We start from the raw sequence: 22,829 nt of genomic DNA, 5'->3' as shown, positions 1-22,829 counted from the left end.
CTAGCAAAATGCTATGTTTTCACAATGAGGAGTGGTGTTTTCGTACGATGAATCGTTTTAAATGTAACACTACCAAGCAGCGTACCTGCCACTGCACCTTGGCCATGATGACCGAGCACAACCAGTCCAGCATCGATTTCTTCAGCCGTCTGGCGGATCACAGTAGCTGGATCTCCAACCACGACCTTGCTTTCAAAAGGAAGCGATGCAGCTTCGAGCAGCTCCTCGCAAGGTTTTAACGTTTCACGTCCCCAGCCTTCGAGTGTATTCATGTTATCCCAGCCTACGCCATACACACCTGCGTATGTAACGGGTGGGATGACAACGGACAGGAGCGTATACGATACATCCGGGAGGTGCTGTCCCATCTCAATGGCTTTCTTCGCAGCTTCCATCGAATGATCGGAGCCATCTACTGCAATGAGTACTTTATTCCAAGGGAAGCGGCTCTCATCTGTCTCCTCCGCAATGAGGAAGACCGGAACTTTGACATCGTGGAGTGTCGGATAGCTGACGCTTTGCAACAGGAAGCCTGTAATGCGACCGTAGCCATGTGTTCCCATTACGATGGCAGCATAGTCATTCGCAGCGTGCTTCGCAATGACTTCATGCGGCTCTCCGAACTCAATCTCCAATTCATACGTGATACCGGCTTCTTCTACGATCGCAAGGAATTTTTTCAGATCATCTCTTGCTTCATCTAATTGATAATCTTCCACAACATCTCGTCCCAACCTTCTGACAACATTGCGTGAAGGGAACGGAGAGATAGCATGAAGCAATGTGATTTCATGCTTATTTTTGGCGTAGGCCAGCGCGAAGCGGACCGCCTGAATGGACTGCGCTGAGAAATCGACAGGGACTAGAATACGGGACATAATGACACGTCCTTCCTCTTTTTCATCTGGCAAATGTGATGTAGCTCTATGTACCCATCTGCCTTGAGTCCATTGTAGCCCTGTGAGCCCTACGTGTATGTAGGGGTTTTCCCTGATCTTGGTAGGGATATTCCCTGATAGGGAGTCCTAGTCCATGACAGCTGTGATAAATATAGTAGGCTTTTCACTCAAATCAATATCCGTGATCTCATGATCATCCACCATTCGCCGATTCGCCTGCTGGTCTCTTCGAATGACCCGAACGACTGGGCGCGAAGGCAAGCCTCTATTTTGGTCAATGATCACACCGATCTCTCCTGTCGACAGCTTCAGCGAGGTTCCTGTCGGGTACATGGCAATCGAGCGCAAAAAGTGAATGACCATTTTGTGATCAAAGCGTTTCTCCGCGAGCCCCATGACTTTTTCGCAAGCCTCATACGCAGGTAACGTATCTTCTTCCTCTGAAAAAGGAGAGATGAGATTATCATAGTAGTTACAAATCGCAACAATCTTGGCGAAATCATGAATCTCATCGCCAGTCAATCCCCGTGGCTGCCCACTACCATCCACCCATTCATGATGCTGCAAAGGAACGTGTGCAGAGACAATGCTCATCTCATGTTTTTTTCGCAACAGATCAAAGCCCAGCCACGTATGATGATTGGTCTTGCTGTTCTTTTTGTAAGCTGGGGCTTCCTTGTCGACTGACAGCTTTCCAATGTCATGTAAGAGGGCTCCAATGGCGAGCTCTTTTAATTGGGCCGTATTATAGCCTAATCCTACGCCCATTACTGTCGCCATCATGCACACATTCAAGGAATGAATGTACATTGCGTTGTCGGTCGTGCGAATTTCTCCCAGATTCAAGAGTACGCGACGATTTCTCAAGGTTTCGTCGATAATACTTCCCACTGATTTTTGAATACCGCGGACATCGAAATTTTTTCCAGTCTGCACACACGAAATCGCTTGTGACAGATTACGGATTGCGTCCTTCCGAGTGGTCTCTGTAACGACCTCCTGCTCTTTCACTTCATCGAGCAGCGGGTCTTTGATGCTTAACATCGTGACGCCAAACCGACGCAATTTATTAATCATTCCGACAGTCAGCTGGACACCTGTATGCAAGAGCGTCAAGCCCTCGCTTGTATAAATGCTTCGAGCCAAAACGTCTCCTGGCTCTACTAGGTCTACATTCACATATTTCATGGGGTCTTTCCTCCTGATTCCATCCTCCCCTGATGCTTCTTCCCTATCTTCGCTTTGAAAAAACCTGTTTCGCTTGTTTTTGATGAAAAAACATCTACGGGACAGCTGTCTCCTCATTTTTCACCTGTTCCTTCCAAGACCAAGCCAAGTACAAAGCTCAGAAAATTGGGTACGTGCATCTTGGTAGCCTTGTCTGTAATAATGCTCCAGCTTTTCCTCTTGACGTTCAAAACCTCGTAAAAAGGTACCCATTGGTGGTGCGATAACAAACGCTCTGCCTTCCTTCTGCATCTCTTTGACCTGCTCAATTGCCTCGCAATAGATGCGAAAATGACGAATGAATGCTTGGCACAAGCTCGTACTTCTGGAAAATAGACCCTCGACACGCGAAAACCGGCGCATCCACTCACGTGGCGGACAAGAAGAAGTCAGCACAATAATATGTTTTTGATTGCCATCAAGCATGGACTTCATGAAAGGTACCGGATGCACGATGCCCCCATCCCATAGCTTACGTCCGTTGATCGTAACCTTGGGTGATAGAAACGGAAGACTGCACGAAGCCCGAATCACATGGAAAATATCCTCACAGTCGTCTTTCGTAAAGTAAACGGCTTCCCCTGTCGCGCAATCCGTTGTGACGACAACAAACTGTTCCTTCGCTTCGTGAAACCGATCAAAGGCGAACGGCTCCAGCTTGTATGGCATCTCATTGAAAATAAAATCCATACCAAACAACGAGCGCTTCGTGATCAAATTTTTATAGTGAAAGTACCGGGGATCGTGAATGTATTTCGTATGATAAATCTTGCCCAATCCGCGTTGCCTTGCCAAGTATGCCGCTCCATTACACGCACCTGCTGACACGGCAATCACATACGGGATGTAAAGCTCCTGTTCCATAAAGTAATCCAGAACGCCAGCGGTATAAATCCCACGGCTTCCCCCTCCCTGCAAAACGAGCCCGACCCTTTCCATATCAATCACCCATTTTGATGTCGTTTACCTGTAGTATGAATGGTTGCCCAATGAAACATGCAGGGCGGGATCGTGCCAATCAAAAAACGACCCTCAAACGGGGTCGCCACTCAATCGTCTTTTTTCATCATGCTGTACTGATCACGGACCATTGCTACGTTTTCTCCTTGCTGCGTTAACTCTAGCTTATAGAGGATATCAGCAAGCACCGCTGCATAAATCAAAGTTAATTCCCCGGTATTGACAGGCTCTCGAAAGTAACTCCCGATCATCTCATAGCCTTTTCGCTTATAGGATTCGGTATCTTCCTCTTCCAGTGCTTCACATAGCTCTTCAATCAGATCATCCAGTGCCAGCCTTGCTCGTTCATAGACATCTGGCTGGTCATGTGATAAAGCGTCTGACTCTTTGGTCGTACCCACTTACCCCTCCTCCTTCTACTCCTAGAGTGGGGCACGTCGAGAGGCTTTATGCAGATTCTTGTTCCGTTTTCTTCGCAGGTGGAACTCGGATTCCTGTCAACGCCTGAAACAGTACGCGTTGGTATTTCATCTCGGCATCCGGATCAGGCCGATCCAGTAGTGTCCCGAGCACAGCACCTAAAAAGCCGAGTGGTATGGAGACCAATCCAGGATTCGTCAGTGGAAAAAGTGGCTCCGCACGGATAAGTCCGATGAGGGGATGCATAACAGTCGGTCCTAAAATGACAAGGACTACTGATGCCGTTAACCCTGTCAGGACGCCACAAATCGCTCCTCCCACGGTAAACCGCTTCCAATACAACGTAAACAACAGCAGTGGCAAATTCGATGATGCTGCTACCGCAAACGTCAGCGCAACGAGAATCGCCACGTTCATTTTTTCTGCACCGATAGCCAACCAAATGGAGATCACGCCCACCGCAACTGACGAAAGCTTTGCCATGGTGACCTGTTCTTTTTCCGAAGCCACCCCTCGTCTGATCAGATGACTGTAGACATCATGCGCGAACGCAGATGAGGCGGAGAGCACGAGTCCTGTCACGACTGCCAATATCGTCGCGAAGGCGACGGCAGCAATATACGCCATCAAAAACTCTCCACCGAGAGCATCCGCCAAGAGCGTGACGGTCAGATTCCCCCCGAAGCCCACATTTTTCAATGCCTCGTAGCCTACAAACGTGCTCGCCCCGAACCCGAGAAAAATCGTCATCAAATAAAAGGCGCCAATGACCCAAGTAGCGGTGTAAATGGAATTACGAGTCGTCTTTGCATCCTTGACTGTGAATAACCGGGAGATAATATGGGGGAGTCCGGCGGTACCGAGAATCAAGGCCAGATGCAGGGAAATCGTTTCCAGCGGATCGTGAAGTTGATTACCCGGCTGTAAGAACTGTTCCTGAAGAGGTGTAATCGTACTCACATGTGAAAACATTTCGGAGAAGCTCCAATCAAAACGGGCAAACACGATCAGACTTAGGATCAATGTTCCTGTCAGGAGCAAAATCGCTTTAATAATCTGAACCCAGGAGGTCGCCACCATCCCGCCGAACACGACGTAAAATGTCATCAGGCTCCCGACAATCAGGACAGACGTATCATAACGAACTCCCAATAAATAATGAATGAGGGCACCTGCCCCAACTAATTGCGCCAGCATGTAAAAAATCGTGATTAATAGAGTCGTACAGGCAACAATGCCACGCAGCCAAGGACTGTCAAACCTGACGGCAATCGCGTCTGCCAACGTATAACGTCCCAAATTATGCAACGGCTCCGCAACTAAAAACAAAATAATCAGATAAGAGACAAAAAAGCCAATCGCATACACGAACCCGTCAAAGCCGTACATCGCAATCGTTCCCGCAATCCCCAAAAACGAGGCAGCACTCATGTAATCGCCTGCGATGGCAATGCCATTTTGCAACCCGTTCAAGCGATTTCCTGCTGCATAGAAGTCTTTCGTCGTCCCCGTCTGTTTGGCAGCCGAATAAGTGATGGCCATCGTTCCGATAATGACGGCAAGGAAAAAGATGATCGTCGTCACGGACAATACCTCTCCCTTCTTGCAAAAATAAAAAAAGACCAGGGGTTAACCCCAGCCTTCTCTTCGTGGCATGAGCTTCCTACTTTTACTGTTTCTACGCTGAATCTTTCATTCCTGTATTCGCTTTCACCAAAATTTCATCGTACTTCTTATCATCACGGGCGCTGGACAACAAGGTTCCGATCCATGCTGCCAAAAACCCTAACGGGATCGAGACAATGCCCGGATTCGGCAACGGGAACAGCGCCTCGCCGACCAAAATGGCTTTTCCAGCTACAGGATTCCAAACGTTCGGACTCAACGCAACCAGAATGAGAGAGCTGAACAAACCGACGAGCATCCCGCTGATTGCTCCTGCCGTATTGAACCTTTTCCAGAAGATCGTGAACAAAATCACTGGTAGATTTGCACTCGCCGCTACTGCGAAAGCAAGCGCAACAAGGAAAGCCACGTTCAGATTTTGCGCAAATAAGGCGAGCAAGATGGAGACAATCGAGACACCCACAGACGCCCACTTGGCCATCTTCATTTGCTCCTTTTCTGTTGCTTTTCCTTGGCGTAATACGTGTCCGTAAAAGTCGTGCGCAAAGGCAGATGCCGCTGTCAGCACCAGCCCAGCCACTACCGCGAGAATGGTAGCAAAGGCAACCGCAGATACAAAGGCGAACAAGAAATTGCCGCCTAGTGCTTGCGCAAGCAGTGGAGCTCCCATATTACCTGCGGGGTCCATATTCCCTGCTCCGACAAAGGCTGCCGCCCCGAAGCCGAGGAAGATCGTCATGACATAGAAGGCGCCAATGATCCACGTCGCGTACACAACTGATTTGCGAGCTGTTGTGGCATCTTTTACGGTGAAGAAACGAATCAAAATATGCGGCAATCCAGCTGTTCCAAGCACAAGCGCGAGATTCAGTGAAATAGTATCGAGCCCCACTTTAAACTTGTTACCAGGATTGAGGAATTGATCTCCCAATGGTGTCGCTGTCTTCATTTGCTCGAACATTTTTAAGAGATTAAAATCGAATTTGGCGAAAACCATCATAGAGATGATGAATGTACCGATCATCAACAAAACTGCTTTGACGATCTGCACCCACGAGGTTGCCGTCATCCCGCCGAAGACGACGTAGATCGTCATCAATGCCCCTACGATCAATACGGAGGTCGTGTAATCCAGCCCCAAAAGCAGCTTGATCAAGGCCCCTGCTCCGACCAATTGCGCGATCATATAAAAAATCGAGATCGCAATCGAATTGAGAGCAGCGACTCCACGAACCTTTTTATTGTCAAAACGCGCGGCTATCATATCAGCCATCGTGTATTTTCCTAAATTACGCAAAGGTTCTGCTACCAGGTAGAGCACAACGAGATACGCGACAAGAAAACCGATACTGTAGAAGAAGCCATCAAATCCGCTCAACGCAATCATCCCGGCAATTCCCAGGAAGGAAGCAGCGGACATGTAATCTCCCGCAATCGCAAGGCCGTTTTGCCAACCCGTCAAGCCTCCTCCAGCGGTATAAAACTCACTAGTCGTGTTCGTCTTTTTCGAAGCGTAAAAGGTGATGACAAGTGTCAAAAGAACAATGACGAGAAAGAGTAAAAATGCAGTAACGTTCATTATCCCCTTCCACCTGCCTCTTGTTTGATTTTCTCAACGAGTTGATCAAACTGCACTGCCCGCCTGGTGTACAGGATACAGAGACCCCATGTCATGATGAACTGAGCAAAGGCAAATACCCACGCCCACGAAATAGCTCCAAACGCTGGTTGATTCAATACGGTGAAGTAAGAGGTTAAAATCGGAAGGGTGAAGTAAAACACGAAGAAAAAAATAGAAGATGGCAAAATAAACGCTTTTTTTCTTCTCAAGAGCTCTTTGAAAGTGGCTGACTGAATCACTGCTGCATAATCAACAGCTTGCTTCTTCTGATCCTCGGCTTTTTTTGCCGAAGCGGATTTGCCCATGGGAACCTCCCCCTCATCTACAGAAATGTAAGCGCTTCCTACATTGTAGAGAATCCTTTTCTAACCGTGTATTTTTCTGCGTAAGATGTCGGGGAGAGTGTGTCAGTGGCAGATTTTTAGCCACGATCTGCAAACGATGGATCACCAGGCTTATTCCTCGAGACGTTTGAGCAAATCCTTGGCGGAGGTCCGAGATACGGGAATACGCGGTCTTCCTTCTTCCTTCAAAATCAGGTTGTAGGCACCGTTGAACCATGGTTCGAGCTCGCTCACGAATTGAAGATTGACCAAATAGCTTTTGTGGGTACGGAAAAAGTCGTATGCGAAAAGCTTTTCCGCCAGTTGTGTCAAGGTCATCCGCGTCGAGTAGGTTGCTGTTTGGGTGACGATTTGCACATATCGCTCCTCCCGCACCGCATAGACAATCGTCGCTGGATCAATGACCACTAATCTGCTATTGTCTTCTACTAACAGCTTGGTTCGTTTTGTCTGGACAGGCTCTACTTTCGCCTTGACCAGACGCTCTCGTATCCGTTGCATCGTTTCTACCAACCGTTTGGGTTCCGTAGGCTTTAACAAATAATCGACGGCGTACAGCTTAAACGCATCGATGGCAAATTCCTCATACGCGGTACAAAAAACGATGAGGGGGTGCTGCTTGCGTGATGCGAGCATTCTTGCTGCCTGTGCCCCTTCCAGCTCAGGCATTTTCATGTCGAGGAAGACGACATCCGGTTCGTGCACATCGACCATTTCCAACAGCTCTCGGCCGTTAGTGGCATAGGGCAGCAATTCTACGTCCCCTTCTTGTAGCAGTAAATAGCTCAGTTCTTCGCGTGCTAGTCGCTCGTCTTCTGCAATCATGACGCGTATTGGCATCAGGCACTCACCTCTTTTGTAATCGGAATGGTAAAGGTAATCGTACTGCCGCCTTCTTGTTTATTGGCAAAATGAAGTTGGGCATCTTGTCCGCACAAGCTGATCAGGCGTTGGTTAACATTATGGATGCCAATTCCGTTGCCCTCCTTACTCTCCATAGGCACCTTTCCCAGAACTGGCAGCAAGTTGTCGGGAAAGCCTTCGCCATTATCTTCGATTTGAAAAACAACGTGCACATCCTGCCGTTTCACATGGAGGATGATCTCACCACCGTTCGTGATGTCGCGAACACCATGCTGAATGCAATTCTCAAATAACGGCTGCAACGTGCCAGGAGGAATAAGGGCTTCCTCTACCCTCGCATCAATGATGGTGCGAACGGCGAATTGCTCGGAAAATCTGATTTTGATAATTTCCAAATAAGCATACAGGTGATCCAACTCCTGTCTCACGGTGACAAGCGGACTCGCTGTGAGCTTCAGATTGAATCGCATGAACACGCCAAGCTGAATGGTCATATGCCGGGCTAGCTGCGGATCAATTCGTATCAAGGTCACAATCGAATTCAACGTGTTGAACAAAAAGTGAGGATGAATCTGTGCCTGTAGCATCCGCAACTCTGCATCCTTCATTAACCCTTTCATTTGCTCCGTGAGAGATAGGGTCAATTGATTGGAGATCAGGTTGCCAAGTCCTTTTGCTAGTGCTTCCTGGACTTTTCCTATTTGTTGCGGCCTCCGATAATAGAGTTTGATCAGACCAACGACGCTGTCCCCCTCTTTAATCGGCACGAGAATCGCTGCATGCAGGTTACAATTTTTGCGCTTGCACCCTATGCTCTCTCGCGTCAATCCCTTGTCGATTCCACCGCTATACAGAGCCCGCTTATCGAGCTCACTGTTGAGCGCTTCTCCCGGATGATGATGATCTGCCCCCACTCCCACGTGCGCAAGGAGCCGTTCTCGATCGGTTACAGCAACGGCTGCTGCTTTCGTTTCTTTTTGTAAGACGAGGGCTGCTGACTGAGCTGTCTGCGGTGTAAGCCCCCTTTTCAGGTGTGGCAAAATTCTTTCCGCTATCGTAAAGGAACGCTCCGCCTCAATGGCAGCCGAACGTTCTGCCTCTTGCAAGGCAACCCGTATCATCGTCGTAAAAATCGCAATCGAAACGCTATTCGTCAGCACCATCGGAATCCCAATCACGTTGACCATGGTTCGCGCCAATTCTGGAGGAGCTGCCATGATCAATAAAAGCGACATCTGAATAATGGGCGCGAACATGCCGATGAACATGGCTTTGGACGGAGAAATAACCCGCTCCTGCGAGAAAAAACGCGCTACGTATCCTGCCAGCAACCCCGTGATCGGGATCGACAAGCCCATCGGTGCTGCGGCGAATCCTCCCAATTGGAAGACATGAAGCCCAGCAATGACACCTGCCCCCAGACCAACGAGAGGTCCTCCTAGCAAACCTCCAATAACGACTCCTACCAAAGTAGAATTGGCGATAATTTCGTCATAAGACAAGCGAAATATCCAAAACGCAGGAAGATAGCTATCCCCTTGCACGACCACTCCTGCATATGTACCCGCAATCCCAAAAAACCCGAACATCACGGAAAATGCGATTGACGTCCCTACGTGCAATTCGCGGTCTAAAAGCTGGCGAAACAATGGTGTCCTTGTCAAAATAAATGCCAGCGTCAAAAGAATGCCCATTCTTTCAATGAGCAATAACGTGAGATTGTCCACCGCAGCCTCCCTTATTTTAAATCTTCTATAAATTCCGCATATTACCCTCAATTCCCTGCTGGACAGACAACCTCGCTAGGCTGATTGCATACGCTGTGTGTGCAATGCTTCAGGAGAAGGGTGATCATGCCATGTGTGGAATTGTAGGATGGATTGATTGGGAAAAGGACTTATCTGGTGAACGTGATGTGCTGCAAAAAATGACCCAATGCCTCAAGGATCGAGGCCCTGATGCAGAAGGCTTTTGGCTGACTCCTCGCGCGGCCCTCGGTCATCGCCGCCTTGTGGTCGTAGACCCTGCTGGCGGACAGCAGCCTATGTCGTCGGCTCTCAAAAACAAACATGCCTGCACCATGATTTACAATGGTGAATTGTATAATACCGAGGATTTGCGAGCAGAACTGCTTGCTTGCGGACATACCTTTCAATCTCACTCGGATACGGAGGTACTTTTGCACACGTATTTGGAGTGGGGGCCAGATTGTCTGTCAAAGCTAAACGGCATCTTTGCTTTTGCGATCTGGGACGAACGCGAACAAAGATTGTTTGTCGGCCGTGACCGTATGGGGGTTAAGCCGCTGTTTTATGCGCAAAGAGGCAGTTCATTTCTGCTGGCCTCCGAGCTAAAAGCCTTGCTCGCTCACCCCGAAGTCAAACCAGAGCTCTCTCGTGAAGGCTTGGCAGAGGTTTTCGGAATCAGTCCCGCCCGTACGCCTGGCCATGGTGTTTTTCACAACGTACACGAGGTTCGGCCCGGTGCTTATCTGTTGGTCACTCGTGATGGCGTCAAGCAAAAACGCTATTGGCAGCTCAAAAGCCACCCACATACGGATGACTTGGAGACAACTGCTGGACGTGTCAGGGAGTTAGTCACGGATTCGATTGAACGCCAATTGGTTGCGGATGTGCCCGTTTCGACCCTCTTGTCGGGCGGGTTAGACTCGAGTATTATCACAGCTGTTGCGGCAGATCATTTTCAAAAAACAGGCCGTGGAACCCTTCACAGCTACTCCATCGATTACGTAGACAACCGAAAACATTTCAAGGCAAGTACTTTTCAACCGAATGAGGATGAACCTTATGTGCAGCTGGTTACAAAGTTTCTCGGAACCCAGCACCACACAATTGAATTTGACACAGACGATTTGATTGAATCCCTGAAAACAGCAACACTCGCCCGCGACTTGCCGGGGATGGCTGATGTGGATGCGTCGCTTTACCTGTTTTGCCGAGAAATAAAAAAAGAGACGACCGTCGTCCTCTCAGGAGAATGCGCAGATGAAGTATTTGGCGGGTATCCGTGGTTTCATCGCGAGGAACTGCTGAATGCCGGAACGTTCCCATGGTCGAGAGCGACGAAGGAACGTTCCTCCTGGCTATCCCCTGATCTTCGTGATTGGGTCAAACCCGAGGAATACGTTGCCATGCGGTATGAGGAATCCCTCGATGAAGTCCCTCATCTTCCAGGCGAAAATCCCATTGAAGCTCGCCGACGGGAAATGTTTTATTTGAATATAACGTGGTTCATGAACACGCTGTTGGATCGCAAAGACCGAATGAGTATGGCGGCCAGTCTGGAGGCGCGCGTGCCGTTCTGTGACCATCGCATCGTGGAATACGTCTGGAACATCCCATGGGATATGAAGACGCACGGGAATCGGGAAAAAGGAATTTTGCGAAAAGCCATGGAAGGAATCTTGCCGGACGAAGTGCTGTATCGCAAGAAAAGCCCGTACCCGAAAACACACAATCCCGCCTATACGGAAGCCGTTCGGTCTTGGCTGCTGGATATAGTAAACGACTCTTCCTCTCCACTGCTTCAACTGGTAGATGTACCAACGATTCGAAAAATTGCCGAGTCAGATGCACAGGCTTCGAGCATTCCGTTTTTCGGTCAGCTCATGAGTACACCCCAATTGTTCGCCTATCTCGGCCAACTGGATTATTGGCTGCGGGAATACCGTGTTTCCATTCGTGCCTAACTATATTACAAAAGCTCCTCGCCCCTTATGATTCGGGGGAATTGAGGAGCTTTTCGTTACTTTTTGGTTCTTCCCCGTTGCTTGGTTCTACGTACGGGTTGTGCCTTCGGGTTGAGGGGTATGGTAGCAAGAGATTGATATCTCAGATCAAACTGCTCGCCTGAGCGTTTCATGATCGTGAACGTTTTGGTTGCGCCGACTCGGATCAACCGGTAGTCCACTCGTGTTTTTTTCCCTCCCCCGCTCAGTATCGCAGCCACGGTCCGATGATCCGGCAGATTCACTTTTATCTGCAACGACAACACGGTTGCAGGAAAAGGTGGGATGTCACGATAAGGAACACAGAGCTTACCTTTTAGCATCCGCAAATGGAGATTCCGAATCATCACTTCCGTCAATTGCTTCCCCCAATACCGGCGGAAAATACGGGAGATTTTTCGTTTGGTGTTGTATTTTTCGGGCAATGGCGTGTAATCCACACCGTTTACGGTATACACAGGCTTTCCTCTCGGCGAATTCGCGATCTGAGTCCAGACATGCTCTGCTGAAGTGATAAACTGCTTGAGCCTCTGCAACTCATCCAAGGATTTCACCTCCTCCATAAACCGTATGGTGGTGGGCTTATGCTAGTACGCCCGATTTCAGCTTTCCAAACGTAACGGACAACAATTCAGAACATACATATAAATTGCAATCATATTATCAAGATGATAGAATATAAACCGCTTTCACTTCTCTTGTCGGGAAGTGCGTTTTTTTGCCTTTTAAGTTTAGCAATATTTAATTTCTTGGAGGTTGTAATGAATTTCATCATTCCCATCGCTGGCTTACTCATCGTGATCGGGTTAGCATTGTTGGGGAGCAATGGACGTAAACAGGTCAAATACAGACCCATCATCGTCATGATTGCTCTGCAATTTTTGCTCGCCTTTCTTCTTCTGCATACCAAGTTTGGGTTTATATTCGTTTCAGCCATTTCCAAATCGTTTGAAAAGCTTCTTGCTTTTGCTGCGGAAGGGATCAATTTCGTATTTGGCAATCTGGCAAACGACGGACAAATGTCCTTTTTCCTTGGTGTATTGCTCCCAATCGTCTTCATTTCCGTCCTCATCGGTATTTTGCGGCATTTCAAGATTTTGCCGATTATCATGAAGGCAATTGGCTTTGTTCTGAGCAAAATTAACGGCATGGGAAGGCTGGAGTCTTACAACGCTGTCGCTTCCGCTATTGTCGGCCAAAATGAAGTATTCATCACTGTGAAAAAACAGCTCGGTTCCTTGCCAGAGCACCGTCTGTATACACTATGCGCGTCAGCCATGTCTACTGTTTCGATGTCGATTGTCGGTGCGTATATGACGATGATTGAGCCGAAATACGTTGTCACAGCCCTGTTCTTGAATCTGTTTGGCGGCTTTATTATCGCTTCGATCATCAACCCTTATACAGTGAACGAAGAAGAAGATTTACTGGAGATTCAAAGCAATGAAAAGCAGTCCTTTTTTGAAATGCTCGTTGAGTACATCATGGACGGCTTCAAGGTAGCAGTAGTCGTGGGCGCTATGCTGCTCGGTTTTGTTGCCTTGATCGCGGCTGTGAATAGCTTGTTCGGCATGATTTTCGGCTGGACGTTCCAAGAAATGCTCGGCTTTGTCTTCGCTCCTTTTGCCATCCTGATGGGCATTCCTTTTGCGGAAGCGATGACGGCTGGTAGTATCATGGCGACGAAGCTCGTAACGAATGAGTTTGTGGCGATGATCGAGCTGGGTAAAGTCGTATCTGAACTGAGCCCACGTACAGTAGGAATTCTCTCTGTCTTCCTCGTTTCGTTCGCGAACTTCTCCTCCATCGGCATTATCGCTGGTGCGGTGAAAGGGCTGAATGAGAAACAATCCAATGTGGTCGCTCGCTTTGGGTTGAAGCTGTTGTTCGGTGCCACGCTGGTTAGTCTTTTGTCCGGTATCGTCGTCAGCTTTGTTTTGTAATCGAAAAGAAGAAGTGTCCCTCTGCCATGTGCAGTAGGGACACTTTTTCATGAACCGCGAGTGCCCTGCTACAGTCGGGTACTCGCTGCTTATTATCGAATGATCTTTTCCACATCAACACGTCCAGAGAAAAACGTCGCTCCTCCGCCCATATCCGCGATTCGGTCTGGTGTGAGGGCATTTACATAATGCTTCGGACCTTCATTGTCTGCCCATAAGCCTTGGCTCACGACTACACCCGAGAGAACATTTTCACCGACAGATGCCACGAGTTCGCACTCTCCCCGCTCATTCCATATGCGGACCGTATCTCCATCACAAATGTCTAGAGCACTAGCATCCGTCACATTCATGTGTACACGAGGTATTTTTTCCATCTTCTTATGTTTTTCATTATTTGAGAACGTGGAGTTCAAATAATTGTGATTCGGCCCCGGGACAAATAAATACGGGAAATCCCCATCATTCACCAATGGCGTATAGGTCGGTAATGGGGGCAGCCCTCGCTTTGCCATTGCTTCCGAGTAAAGCTCAATTTTTCCACTTGGGGTGGGAAGATGTTCCAAAAAGAAAGGTTCCATATTGGCTTTGGCATATTGTTTTTCGACCAAAGTTTCATACGTGATTCCTTCCAGATGAGGATTGTCGTGTCCCTCCAGCGCCTGTCTGACCATCTCTGCATCACTGTCTTGAAAAACAGGTTCGTCATATCCCATGGCAGCAGCCAGCAAGCGGAAAACATCCGTGTTGGACTTGCTCTCTCCAAATGGGGCGATCACTGGTTGCTGAAGTTGAATGTAATGATGCCAATACGACGTGTAAAAATCCGTATTTTCATAAGAAGACGTCGCTGGCAAAACGATATCGGCATAAAGAGCCGTCTCCGTCAAAAATAAGTCGTGTACGACCGTGAACAAGTCCTCTCTCGCCAAGCCTTCCCGTACTTTGTTTCCTTCCGGTGCGACAATGGCTGGATTGCTCGTATAGACGAAGAGCGATTTCACCGGTGGATCTGTATCGAGCAACGCTTTCCCAAGTTCATTCATGTTGATGACTCTCGTCTGTTTATTGGCCAGCAAATCTGGTCGCTGCACGGCAAGCTTGTTGTGCTCCAAGAAACCTTTATTCCCTTTATTGGCCCCACCGCCTTTGACAAGCCACTGCCCTGTCAGGGCCGGAAGACAAGCAATCGTCCTTACACACATTCCACCATTGTCGTGATGCTGAATGCCATTTCCAATGCGAATAAAGGACGGGGAGGTGGTGCCATACATTCTCGCCAATTTGTAAATATCGTCGACAGGGACACCGGTTACGGCTGATACGGTAGCAGGATCGTAGGTACGTACATGCTCCCTTAGCTCTTCATGTCCGACCGTATACTTTTCCATAAAGGCTGAATCTACCAAGTTTTCTGCAAAAAGCACATGCATGATACCCAAAGCCAAAGCCGTGTCTGTTCCGGGTAAAATCGGGATAAACCAATCAGCCCATCGCCCTGTCTGATTTTTATGAACATCAATCACGACGATTTTCGCCCCGTTTTTTCGAGCCTGTTCCGCAAACACCACTTGATGCATGTTGGTGCTAACCGTATTGATCCCCCACATGATGAACAGCTGGGTATGAACGGTGTCTTCCGGATCTGTTCCAAAGGCTCCACCCATCGTGTAGCTGTACCCTACCGCCCCTGCACTGTTACATATCGTACGGTCAAGCTGACTGGCCCCCATACGATGGAAAAAGCGGCGATCCATCCCTTCCACACTAATCCGCCCCATGTTTCCGTAAAAGCTGTAAGGCAAAATGCTCTCGGGACCGTCTGAGTCGATCAAGGCACGCCAGCGTTCAGCTATGGTAGTGATGGCTTCCTCCCAACTGATTCGAACAAACTCCCCGCTCCCTTTTGTGCCAATACGCTTCAACGGATGCGTGAGTCGCTTGGGATCGTAAATGCGCTCTGTCATGTTGCGGACTTTGTTGCAAATATTCCCCTTCGTCACCGGATGGTTCGGGTCCCCTTCTATTTTGACGATTTCCCCCTCTTTTTTATGAAGGAGCAATCCACATTGGTCCGGGCAATCAAGTGAACAGACTGCTGGAAAAACACCGTTTTCCTGGGTCGTATAAGTCATGGAGGTTCCTTCTTTCTCGTAACAGTAACTAGCTTTTATAGGCTATTATAATCGATTGAAAAAAGAAGGTACTACCCCTGCGCGAATGATAAGTTACTGATTTTTTTTATATACCAATCGTCTCATTACGATTTCTAATGGTCCGTTCAGATTGTGCTTTTCTAAAAGCGTGGCCAATAGCAGAGAAAGGCTCCAAATAGCCACGGCAATCAAAGCAGCCATCCCGTTACTAACATGTCCCCCTAATTCAAGTGCTACTGGTGACAAGAAAAGAACAAGCATCGCTTCATTCCATACAAAAAAAGGTTAATTTACAAAACACTTTTGTATGTAAGGAATGTGTAGACTTATTACACCATGATCTTCCTGTTGTCTAAAACAACTAATCCGAAAAGTTACGTTTTCGGATTAGTTGAAATGAAGAAAAGAAGCAATGTGACCCCCTACTAGCCAGCCCAAGGATTATCTTAATCTTCAGAAACAAAGACCATGTGAACACCATACCAATCAATGATTAATTTATCTTCACTTGACCAAGCGTCTGGATAATTTCCAATATGATGATATTCTTTACATCTACTATCAAGTAGATGTTCATTTAGATCAATATGATATGCTTCGATCTTCCTTTCATCATTCATAAAAAGGCTATTAGAAAGTACATCAAGAATCGTTTCTCTTATAATCATGTAAGTCCTTCCTTTTCGTAAAGATAGAACTAGCTCCTTTTTATTTATAATTCATTATACCAAGAGTCAAATAGGATATCCTGCTCGACTATTGGGATCAAGTCCCGGTTCATTCCGCACTCTTTTCTGATGTTCGCCATCGTGCTGGCATTGATGATCTTCTCCTTACAGATCTGTTCCATACTATTCCAGCCCCTTCAGCTTGCTCAATGAATGTGCGGTTTTTGCTTGCGCGATGGTAGGTAGATCCATGTTGACATTACGAATGGCTGATCCCAGTGCTAATGAGTCAGTATGAGCAGATTTGGAAGACGAACGACTAACCTATGCAACCCTCACGAAACAACGCAGCTTGCACCGGTGAATTTCCAGCATCAATCAAGAGGGTTTTCCTTGCCACCGTAATGGCTGCTAGGATGGGGCGATCCCAGTCATGAGTTGCATGCATAATCAAGATATGCTCGGTAATCTGTTCAATCGTAGACATTTCCTTCTCCCCTTTCTAAATAGGCCAATGAAATTTTCTCTCCACAGAATGACACAGCACTTTCCCCTCGCACAAACAAAAAACGCCCTTGTTACCAGGCGCTTTTTGTAGTGACCCCGTGAATTACTCGTACGTTAGTTGTCTCACGTTCAGGCAAATTTCCTTCTATAAGACATGAAATGACGGGCGATGAGTGCTTTTCTTATTGATGTATAATTATTAATTATGAATAATCTTCTGGAGATAAGTACCCCACTTTATCCTTTCCTTCTTTGTTATCCGTTGTGACTACCGGATAATAGACTCCTTCAAAAACTCCTCTATAAATATGGTCAACATCGCTAGGGCACATATCACGTGAAGGATCTTCAACAGAAAGATAGCAATCCCCGCTTATATCTTCGATAAAAAAACAATTAGTTCTTTGACGTGGATATATTCTCATATAAATCGCCATCCGATCATAGGCTACTCATTTGATCCCACATTATCCTATCATCTTGGATAAGACTGCGGTGCGAGTCGTTGTTGATCCTTTTTTACAGGAGGTACATACGGTTCAACAGTCACTGGAATACCAAGTCTCTGTTTGTGTTCGTCCAACGTCGGAGTATCAGGATATATGTTGTCTAGAGTAATTTTGAATGGTTCTTCGACTTTTCCCGTATACGGATTATATTGGAGCGGCATATTGAACGACCCACCGCCGTAGCTGCTCGTCGTTGTATAGGTCGTCTCTTCATAATGTATCCTAGTTGGCTCAACTGTAAAGGACATCTGAACGTCTGGACCATCCGATTGTCTCGATGGTTTGGAAGGCTTTTTGACCGTTTTCTTTGGTTGTTTGTTTGAAGCCGTCTGTACGGCCTTTGTAGATGACTGCTCTTTCGCTTTTGTGCCAGGCTTGCTTCCTACCAACTCTGATGGGGTTGACTGAACTACTGGTTGTTCAACCGGATACGCTGATACATTGGTTGGCCTCGTCCCTTGATTGGCTAAATCCATAACCGGAGTCGAAACTGACAAAAGCGAAGCCGAAGTCGTTTGCGTTGCTTTTGGGACGCTTTTCGTGTTTTTCTGATCGGCTTTTACTTCCTTAATCAATGTTGGCCACAGGTATGCATTGAAACCTAGCAACGCTACCATAAGCGTGATTCCTGCTACTTTTTTCATAATCACATTCTCCGTTGCCTGTTAGATTTGAAGTGTAAAAAGTACGAGTACTAAAGAACTATAATAAGGAAATTATACCTTATCAGGCTAATGATTTCCAGAATAATAGCCTGAACCCTATTTCTACGCTCTAACAAACGCTGTTCTAATCCTGGATGTATGCTTCTAGTAATGCAATCATTTCACGATTCCCCAACATTCTTGCCTCTGCGATTGGGGTCCCCAACTTGGTCGGGTGTTCAGTAGCATACTGTGTTGCAAGGATCGGATCGGCTCCGTAATCCAATAATAGCTGTACAATATCTAAACGGTTGTCCTGAACTGCACGCATTAGTGGTGATTTAAAGTGCTGATAATTCAAGTCAGGGTCAGCTCCATGCGCAAGTAATTCGTTAACCATGTCATAATTTTTTTGTGCTACTGCGAACATCATCATGGAATGTTGACCAGACAAAAAGTTCGGATTAGCCCCATTTTCTAAAAGGAACCTTGATGCATCCAGATGACCGTCTGCAACGGAGAAGGCAAGTGCTGTTCTCTTGTAACCTTTGTCCATTTCCATATACGCATTAGGGTCCATCCCAGCTTTCAAAAATAAACGTAGCCTTTCTACTTCATTGTCACTAGCGGCAGCAGCGAAATGCAGAACATTAAATTGAAGATCAGACGCCTCTAACTCTCTCCTTGCTTGCCGTGCTTCTTCTGAAGGCATATGTTCTTCTGAGATCGCTACAACATTTGCTCCCGGGTCAGTTCTAAGCCAATTCATTTGGTCATAATCGAGATTCATTGATACTTCGGGTTGAAAACGAGTAGGAGTATGAAATGTTGTCTTGTCCACTCGACTTGGCACTTTATGATTAGAATTGGTTACAACATTCATCTCCTGATCTTTAACCGTGCCATAATTAGAATTACTAACTGAAAGGTCCTCTTGAATTGGTGTTACTTGAATAGATTGATTTATTTCTGCCTCTGTTTTTACGCTATATTTATTAACGACATTCTGATTATTATTATTTTTTTGGGATGACTTTGATACCACTTTAGATTCTGTCATACTTTGTAGCACTATAGTCCAAGTTGCCAAGCAAATAATTATAACCACGCTAAACAGTAAACTCCGTTTCAACTTAATTGACATGTCTTTATGACCTCCTGATTAGGTAGATTATACCACATCAGTATTTCAATTAGGCTTAAAGTGGTCTGAATCTTTAAAATGAGAATCATTTAGACCTCTTGCTAATTGTGGAGGCTAGTAGACACTACTATCCCTTTTCTGGGTTTACACCCCACTTTGAGGCATCTTTAGGATCGATTCATAAAAAAAGAGCACCAAAAGTAGGCGCACTCTTTACTTAATCATTCTTCAATTCAATATAAAGGCTATGGAAGTAATTTACGCCCTTTTGATGTATTATGCCTTAAGGAGTTGCTTCAAAGCTCTCGAATGTCAAAGCAATTTTTTTCCACTTAAAGAACGCTATACAACTTCCAACTTTATCGTTTTGGTAACATCCGCAGTCTCCCTCAATTTAACATTCTTAATGCACAGTTGATATTAGAAGATCTATCTAAACGAGATAGACGCTTGATTATCACAAGAGCCTATCCCGCTGTATGTACTAAATGGCTGTTCCCTAAGTACGATCGAGACTCTTGGTCAAAATTAATCGAGATTGTGGTGTCGTTCTTTTCACTACTCATTTAGTCCTTTTATGCATCATGTTAATTGTCTGTGTCTAGACTTGTCTGTTTCTAGCTGGCCACTGTAATGTTCAGCTACCTCGTTCACAGCATTAAGGCAATCTTCGATGGAAAAAAGCTTATCAACTTCTTGTTCTTGAATTCCTGCCATTTTTTTTGCGTTTGACCATCTACATTCTAGAATAAATTGAATTTTTAACACATCAGGTATTGATTCAATCCCACTTCTATACTCTTCATAAGCTTGTTCGGTCAGTACTTCTAAAGTACACATTGATTTTGCCTCCCTAAGGGATCGCAAGCATTCCTCCTTATTAAATCCTCTATATGCGAAGAGTCCAGCTGCTCTTTTAGCACTGGTCCAACTTCCTAATCTGTTCTCGATAACAGCCTTCGTTGGATATTTCTTACCGTGCTTCTCATTCCAATTCATGTACTTATCAATTGTAAAGATGGGACCAATTTCAGATGCAGCTAATTTGAGCGCATGGATGCAATCTTCTGCTGTGAATGGGTATATTAAATTTGTTTTCTTCTTAGGAGAACTTGATTTTGAATTGGTAATATTGGCTTTTAATAAAGCAATGCTCCATGAACCAAACCTTCCAATAATAGTTGAAACAGTCGGTAACACGCTCCGATGGTTACTTACATTCCTATACTTGTTATACAAAAGAATCGTAAATTTCCGGGGTCTTCCTAGATCAGAATATACCTCTGTTAAGATGTTAATCAGAATTTCCTCCGTATATAAGATCTGGCGCATCATTTCCTCCTACAAATAAAAATGAGATAGACCCTTGTTCATCACAAGAGCCTATCCCGCGGTATTTCCGTAGGTAATATTTAGCTTTTCATAAACTTCGTTCGCATTTACTTTATCAGCGTTTTAAAAGAACTTTCCATTTGATAAAGCAGAATTGTTCCGTAAAAATAAAGTTGTAGACTGTAAAATAAAGTATTAGACCGAAAAATAAAGTGTTAGACTAGCGCCTGTTATTCAACTAACGGGCAGATTAACGCAACATTTCAATAACTGTAATCGTAATATTATCTGCTCAAGAAGACGGAAACAAGCAATGGCAGTGAGGGGGAACCCAGCACCGCCATTGCTTTATTTTTGCAAAATGATTTGATCAGGCAAGCTATCCGTCAAGTGCGTAAACTTACTTTTGAGACATCCCATTTCACTAAGCAAGATGTTTACCCCATGCTTTTCGATATGACGATTTTCCCCCGTTTCGGCAGCTCTTCGCTTTTGCGGTACGCCTGAAGCAGGCCCTGAGCAGTAAAGGGATAGGTCTCATTAATGTGGATACTCAACTTGTTCTTTTGCATATGGCGAACAATAGAATCAAAATCGGCACGGTTGGGTCTTGCATGGAAGAAATGCGCGTCAATGCCTCGGACCTTTGGATATTGATTGATCGTAAATGCCGCCACTGAAATATAGGAGCCGCCATCCTTGATGACCGAGTAGTTTTTCTCTCCCCGATCTCCTGGTAGCCCGGTACCGATTGTGGATGGGTCCATAGCGGAATCAACCACGATATCGATAGGATCGGTTATTTGGGCGGCAAAGTCGACTTTCGTGTAGTCGAACACCTCGTCCGCACCGAGTCCTTTGACGAAATCATGATTATAGTCCCTCGCGGTTGCGATAACATATGCTCCATGTTGCTTGGCCAACTGGACCGCCGCATGTCCCACACCTCCGGCACCAGCATGAACAAGGATGCGTTGTCTCGGTTGGAGACGGCCATGCTCAAACAGCGCTTGCCAAGCTGTCAGGGCAACCGCAGGCGCGGCGCCTGCCTCTTCGAAGGAAAGACTCTCCGGGATAACAGCAAGATGATCTTCCTCCACCGCAACGTAGTCCATGTAGGAACCCATCGGAACCAAGCCCATTACACGATCCCCCGACTTGAAATGACGCACTTTTTCGCCAACCTCTTTTACGATGCCGGCTACATCAAAACCAAGAACGATCGGCAGTTGAGCCGGAAATTTATCAGCCATCGGACTCTGAAGAATCGCGCCGCTGCGCATTAGAATATCCGCAGGATTAATGGAAGAGGCGCGCATTTCGACTAGAACTTGTGTATCGGTGAGTGTGGGAACTGGCACTTCCAGTTCCTCTAGTACTTCGGGGATTCCAAAGCCTGTCAAAGCAATAGCTTTCATGATTATGCCTCCTCTTAAATTGAACATAAGTTGAATTTTCAACATGTGTTTTATATATTAAAACGTATCAGAGCGATAGATGCTGTTCAATGGTTAAAACAAGCCCGGTTGTTGATTTTTCAACAGAGGGCTTCAATATGTTCATTTTATATAGGATAAAGGGGAGAACGATATGGACAGACGTATTCAAAAATCGAGGCAAGCGATTATGAATGCTTTTATGAGGCTGATGTCAGAAAAGGACTTCGAGAGCATGACGGTCAATCAAATTGCGGAGGAAGCGAATGTCAATCGAGGAACGGTGTATTTGCATTTCGCTGATAAGTACGATCTACTCGATCAATGTATGGAAGATCAAATTAACCAGTTACTGCGCAATTGTATACCTGAAGAGGGCTTAGTTCATCTCACTTCCAAAACCGCGCTACAGCGCACGTTTGAATATTTGGAGCAGCATGCTTCTTTCTTTTCCATAATGCTGAAGAGCAAGGGTAACGCGGTTTTCCGAAACCAAATGGAGACAATGTTCCGGCAAAGTCTGAGCGAGCATCTGGATTCGATCAATCTCGATCAGAAATTGAACAAGGATATTACGGTGCAATTTTTCATTTCAGCGGGAGTGGGTGTATTGGAATGGTGGATTACCCATTCGATGCCGTATCCGGCATCGGTCATGGTTGAACAATATTGGAATTTGCTGAATCGAATTCAATTGCAAATGTTCGAATAAATAGCGTATTAAAATTTGAAAAATAAATTAATAGACAGTGAAAATAAAGGCTTTAAACTGGCAAAGCCA

Annotated in this window: 22 protein-coding genes and 1 pseudogene; 3 read left to right on the top strand and 20 right to left on the bottom strand. The window is 46.2% G+C overall.

What is annotated here, in order from left to right; all coding sequences use genetic code 11:
• Nucleotides 1-11: 11 nt before the first annotated feature.
• The 9 genes from ACM6JA_RS12995 to ACM6JA_RS12955 all read right to left on the bottom strand — a co-directional run bounded on the left by ACM6JA_RS12995 (nt 12) and on the right by ACM6JA_RS12955 (nt 9,688).
• The gene (locus tag ACM6JA_RS12995; RefSeq protein ID WP_414852616.1) at nt 12-878 is read right to left on the bottom strand and encodes a universal stress protein; all 867 of its coding nucleotides are present in this window, start codon (nt 876-878) and stop codon (nt 12-14) included.
• A gap of 147 nt (nt 879-1,025) precedes the next feature.
• Nucleotides 1,026-2,087: an HD-GYP domain-containing protein gene (locus ACM6JA_RS12990; protein WP_414852615.1), complete on the bottom strand. Its 1,062-nt coding sequence runs from the start codon at nt 2,085-2,087 to the stop codon at nt 1,026-1,028.
• A 120-nt stretch (nt 2,088-2,207) separates the two neighbouring features.
• Nucleotides 2,208-3,065: a patatin-like phospholipase family protein gene (locus ACM6JA_RS12985; RefSeq protein ID WP_414852614.1), complete on the bottom strand. Its 858-nt coding sequence runs from the start codon at nt 3,063-3,065 to the stop codon at nt 2,208-2,210.
• A gap of 110 nt (nt 3,066-3,175) precedes the next feature.
• Nucleotides 3,176-3,487 (bottom strand): hypothetical protein, encoded by a 312-nt coding sequence (locus ACM6JA_RS12980; RefSeq protein WP_414852613.1) that lies wholly within the window; start codon nt 3,485-3,487, stop codon nt 3,176-3,178.
• 46 nt (nt 3,488-3,533) lie between these two features.
• Nucleotides 3,534-5,096, bottom strand: coding sequence for a cation acetate symporter (locus tag ACM6JA_RS12975; RefSeq protein WP_414852612.1), 1,563 nt, complete (start codon nt 5,094-5,096; stop codon nt 3,534-3,536).
• Between the two features lie 88 nt (nt 5,097-5,184).
• On the bottom strand, nt 5,185-6,711 hold the full coding sequence (locus ACM6JA_RS12970) for a cation acetate symporter (RefSeq protein WP_414852611.1): 1,527 nt from the start codon (nt 6,709-6,711) through the stop codon (nt 5,185-5,187).
• Nucleotides 6,711-7,058, bottom strand: coding sequence for a DUF485 domain-containing protein (locus ACM6JA_RS12965; RefSeq protein WP_414852610.1), 348 nt, complete (start codon nt 7,056-7,058; stop codon nt 6,711-6,713). The genes ACM6JA_RS12970 and ACM6JA_RS12965 overlap by 1 nt, the downstream gene beginning before the upstream one ends.
• 150 nt (nt 7,059-7,208) lie before the next feature.
• Nucleotides 7,209-7,937 (bottom strand): LytR/AlgR family response regulator transcription factor, encoded by a 729-nt coding sequence (locus ACM6JA_RS12960; protein WP_414852609.1) that lies wholly within the window; start codon nt 7,935-7,937, stop codon nt 7,209-7,211.
• A complete protein-coding gene (locus ACM6JA_RS12955) occupies nt 7,937-9,688 on the bottom strand; it encodes a LytS/YhcK type 5TM receptor domain-containing protein (RefSeq protein WP_414852608.1) in 1,752 nt (583 codons plus the stop codon). Before ACM6JA_RS12955 ends, ACM6JA_RS12960 begins: the two co-directional genes overlap by 1 nt.
• A 131-nt stretch (nt 9,689-9,819) precedes the next feature.
• On the opposite strand from ACM6JA_RS12955, the gene asnB reads away from it, so the two are divergent.
• Nucleotides 9,820-11,670, top strand: coding sequence for an asparagine synthase (glutamine-hydrolyzing) (gene asnB, locus ACM6JA_RS12950; RefSeq protein WP_414852607.1), 1,851 nt, complete (start codon nt 9,820-9,822; stop codon nt 11,668-11,670).
• Between the two features lie 56 nt (nt 11,671-11,726).
• Here asnB and ACM6JA_RS12945 read toward each other — a convergent pair whose 3' ends face one another.
• A complete protein-coding gene (locus tag ACM6JA_RS12945; RefSeq protein WP_414853123.1) occupies nt 11,727-12,263 on the bottom strand; it encodes a DL-endopeptidase inhibitor IseA family protein in 537 nt (178 codons plus the stop codon).
• A gap of 207 nt (nt 12,264-12,470) precedes the next feature.
• Here ACM6JA_RS12945 and ACM6JA_RS12940 point away from each other — a divergent pair, with 207 nt between their 5' ends.
• Nucleotides 12,471-13,652 (top strand): NupC/NupG family nucleoside CNT transporter, encoded by a 1,182-nt coding sequence (locus tag ACM6JA_RS12940; protein WP_414852606.1) that lies wholly within the window; start codon nt 12,471-12,473, stop codon nt 13,650-13,652.
• 92 nt (nt 13,653-13,744) lie between these two features.
• On the opposite strand, the gene ACM6JA_RS12935 is transcribed toward ACM6JA_RS12940, so the two are convergent.
• The 10 genes and pseudogenes from ACM6JA_RS12935 to ACM6JA_RS12890 form a co-directional block, all read right to left on the bottom strand.
• Entirely contained in the window at nt 13,745-15,787 is a 2,043-nt protein-coding gene (locus ACM6JA_RS12935; protein ID WP_414852605.1) for a molybdopterin-containing oxidoreductase family protein, read from the bottom strand.
• Between the two features lie 93 nt (nt 15,788-15,880).
• Nucleotides 15,881-16,090 (bottom strand): annotated as a pseudogene (locus ACM6JA_RS12930) (DUF418 domain-containing protein); the annotation flags it as partial.
• A 164-nt stretch (nt 16,091-16,254) separates the two neighbouring features.
• On the bottom strand, nt 16,255-16,476 hold the full coding sequence (locus tag ACM6JA_RS12925; protein WP_414852604.1) for a hypothetical protein: 222 nt from the start codon (nt 16,474-16,476) through the stop codon (nt 16,255-16,257).
• A gap of 44 nt (nt 16,477-16,520) precedes the next feature.
• Nucleotides 16,521-16,658: a hypothetical protein gene (locus ACM6JA_RS12920; protein WP_414852603.1), complete on the bottom strand. Its 138-nt coding sequence runs from the start codon at nt 16,656-16,658 to the stop codon at nt 16,521-16,523.
• 137 nt (nt 16,659-16,795) lie between these two features.
• On the bottom strand, nt 16,796-16,963 hold the full coding sequence (locus ACM6JA_RS12915) for a hypothetical protein (RefSeq protein ID WP_414852602.1): 168 nt from the start codon (nt 16,961-16,963) through the stop codon (nt 16,796-16,798).
• Between the two features lie 223 nt (nt 16,964-17,186).
• The gene (locus tag ACM6JA_RS12910; protein ID WP_414852601.1) at nt 17,187-17,420 is read right to left on the bottom strand and encodes a hypothetical protein; all 234 of its coding nucleotides are present in this window, start codon (nt 17,418-17,420) and stop codon (nt 17,187-17,189) included.
• 38 nt (nt 17,421-17,458) lie between these two features.
• Nucleotides 17,459-18,136, bottom strand: coding sequence for a hypothetical protein (locus tag ACM6JA_RS12905; RefSeq protein WP_414852600.1), 678 nt, complete (start codon nt 18,134-18,136; stop codon nt 17,459-17,461).
• Nucleotides 18,137-18,281: 145 nt separating this feature from the next.
• Nucleotides 18,282-19,280, bottom strand: a complete 999-nt coding sequence (locus tag ACM6JA_RS12900; protein ID WP_414852599.1) for an ankyrin repeat domain-containing protein — start codon at nt 19,278-19,280, stop codon at nt 18,282-18,284.
• A 582-nt stretch (nt 19,281-19,862) separates the two neighbouring features.
• Nucleotides 19,863-20,480, bottom strand: a complete 618-nt coding sequence (locus tag ACM6JA_RS12895) for a hypothetical protein (protein ID WP_414852598.1) — start codon at nt 20,478-20,480, stop codon at nt 19,863-19,865.
• Between the two features lie 569 nt (nt 20,481-21,049).
• Nucleotides 21,050-22,030: an NADP-dependent oxidoreductase gene (locus tag ACM6JA_RS12890; protein WP_414852597.1), complete on the bottom strand. Its 981-nt coding sequence runs from the start codon at nt 22,028-22,030 to the stop codon at nt 21,050-21,052.
• Nucleotides 22,031-22,202: 172 nt separating this feature from the next.
• Between ACM6JA_RS12890 and ACM6JA_RS12885 the strand changes: the two genes are divergently transcribed.
• Nucleotides 22,203-22,760: a TetR/AcrR family transcriptional regulator gene (locus tag ACM6JA_RS12885; protein WP_414852596.1), complete on the top strand. Its 558-nt coding sequence runs from the start codon at nt 22,203-22,205 to the stop codon at nt 22,758-22,760.
• Nucleotides 22,761-22,829 lie beyond the last annotated feature (69 nt).

It is taken from the genome of Brevibacillus sp. IT-7CA2 (genome assembly GCF_949767855.1).
GTDB lineage: Bacteria > Bacillota > Bacilli > Brevibacillales > Brevibacillaceae > Brevibacillus.
Note: the sequence above shows the minus strand (reverse complement) of the source record. Positions and strands in the feature narration are given on the sequence as shown.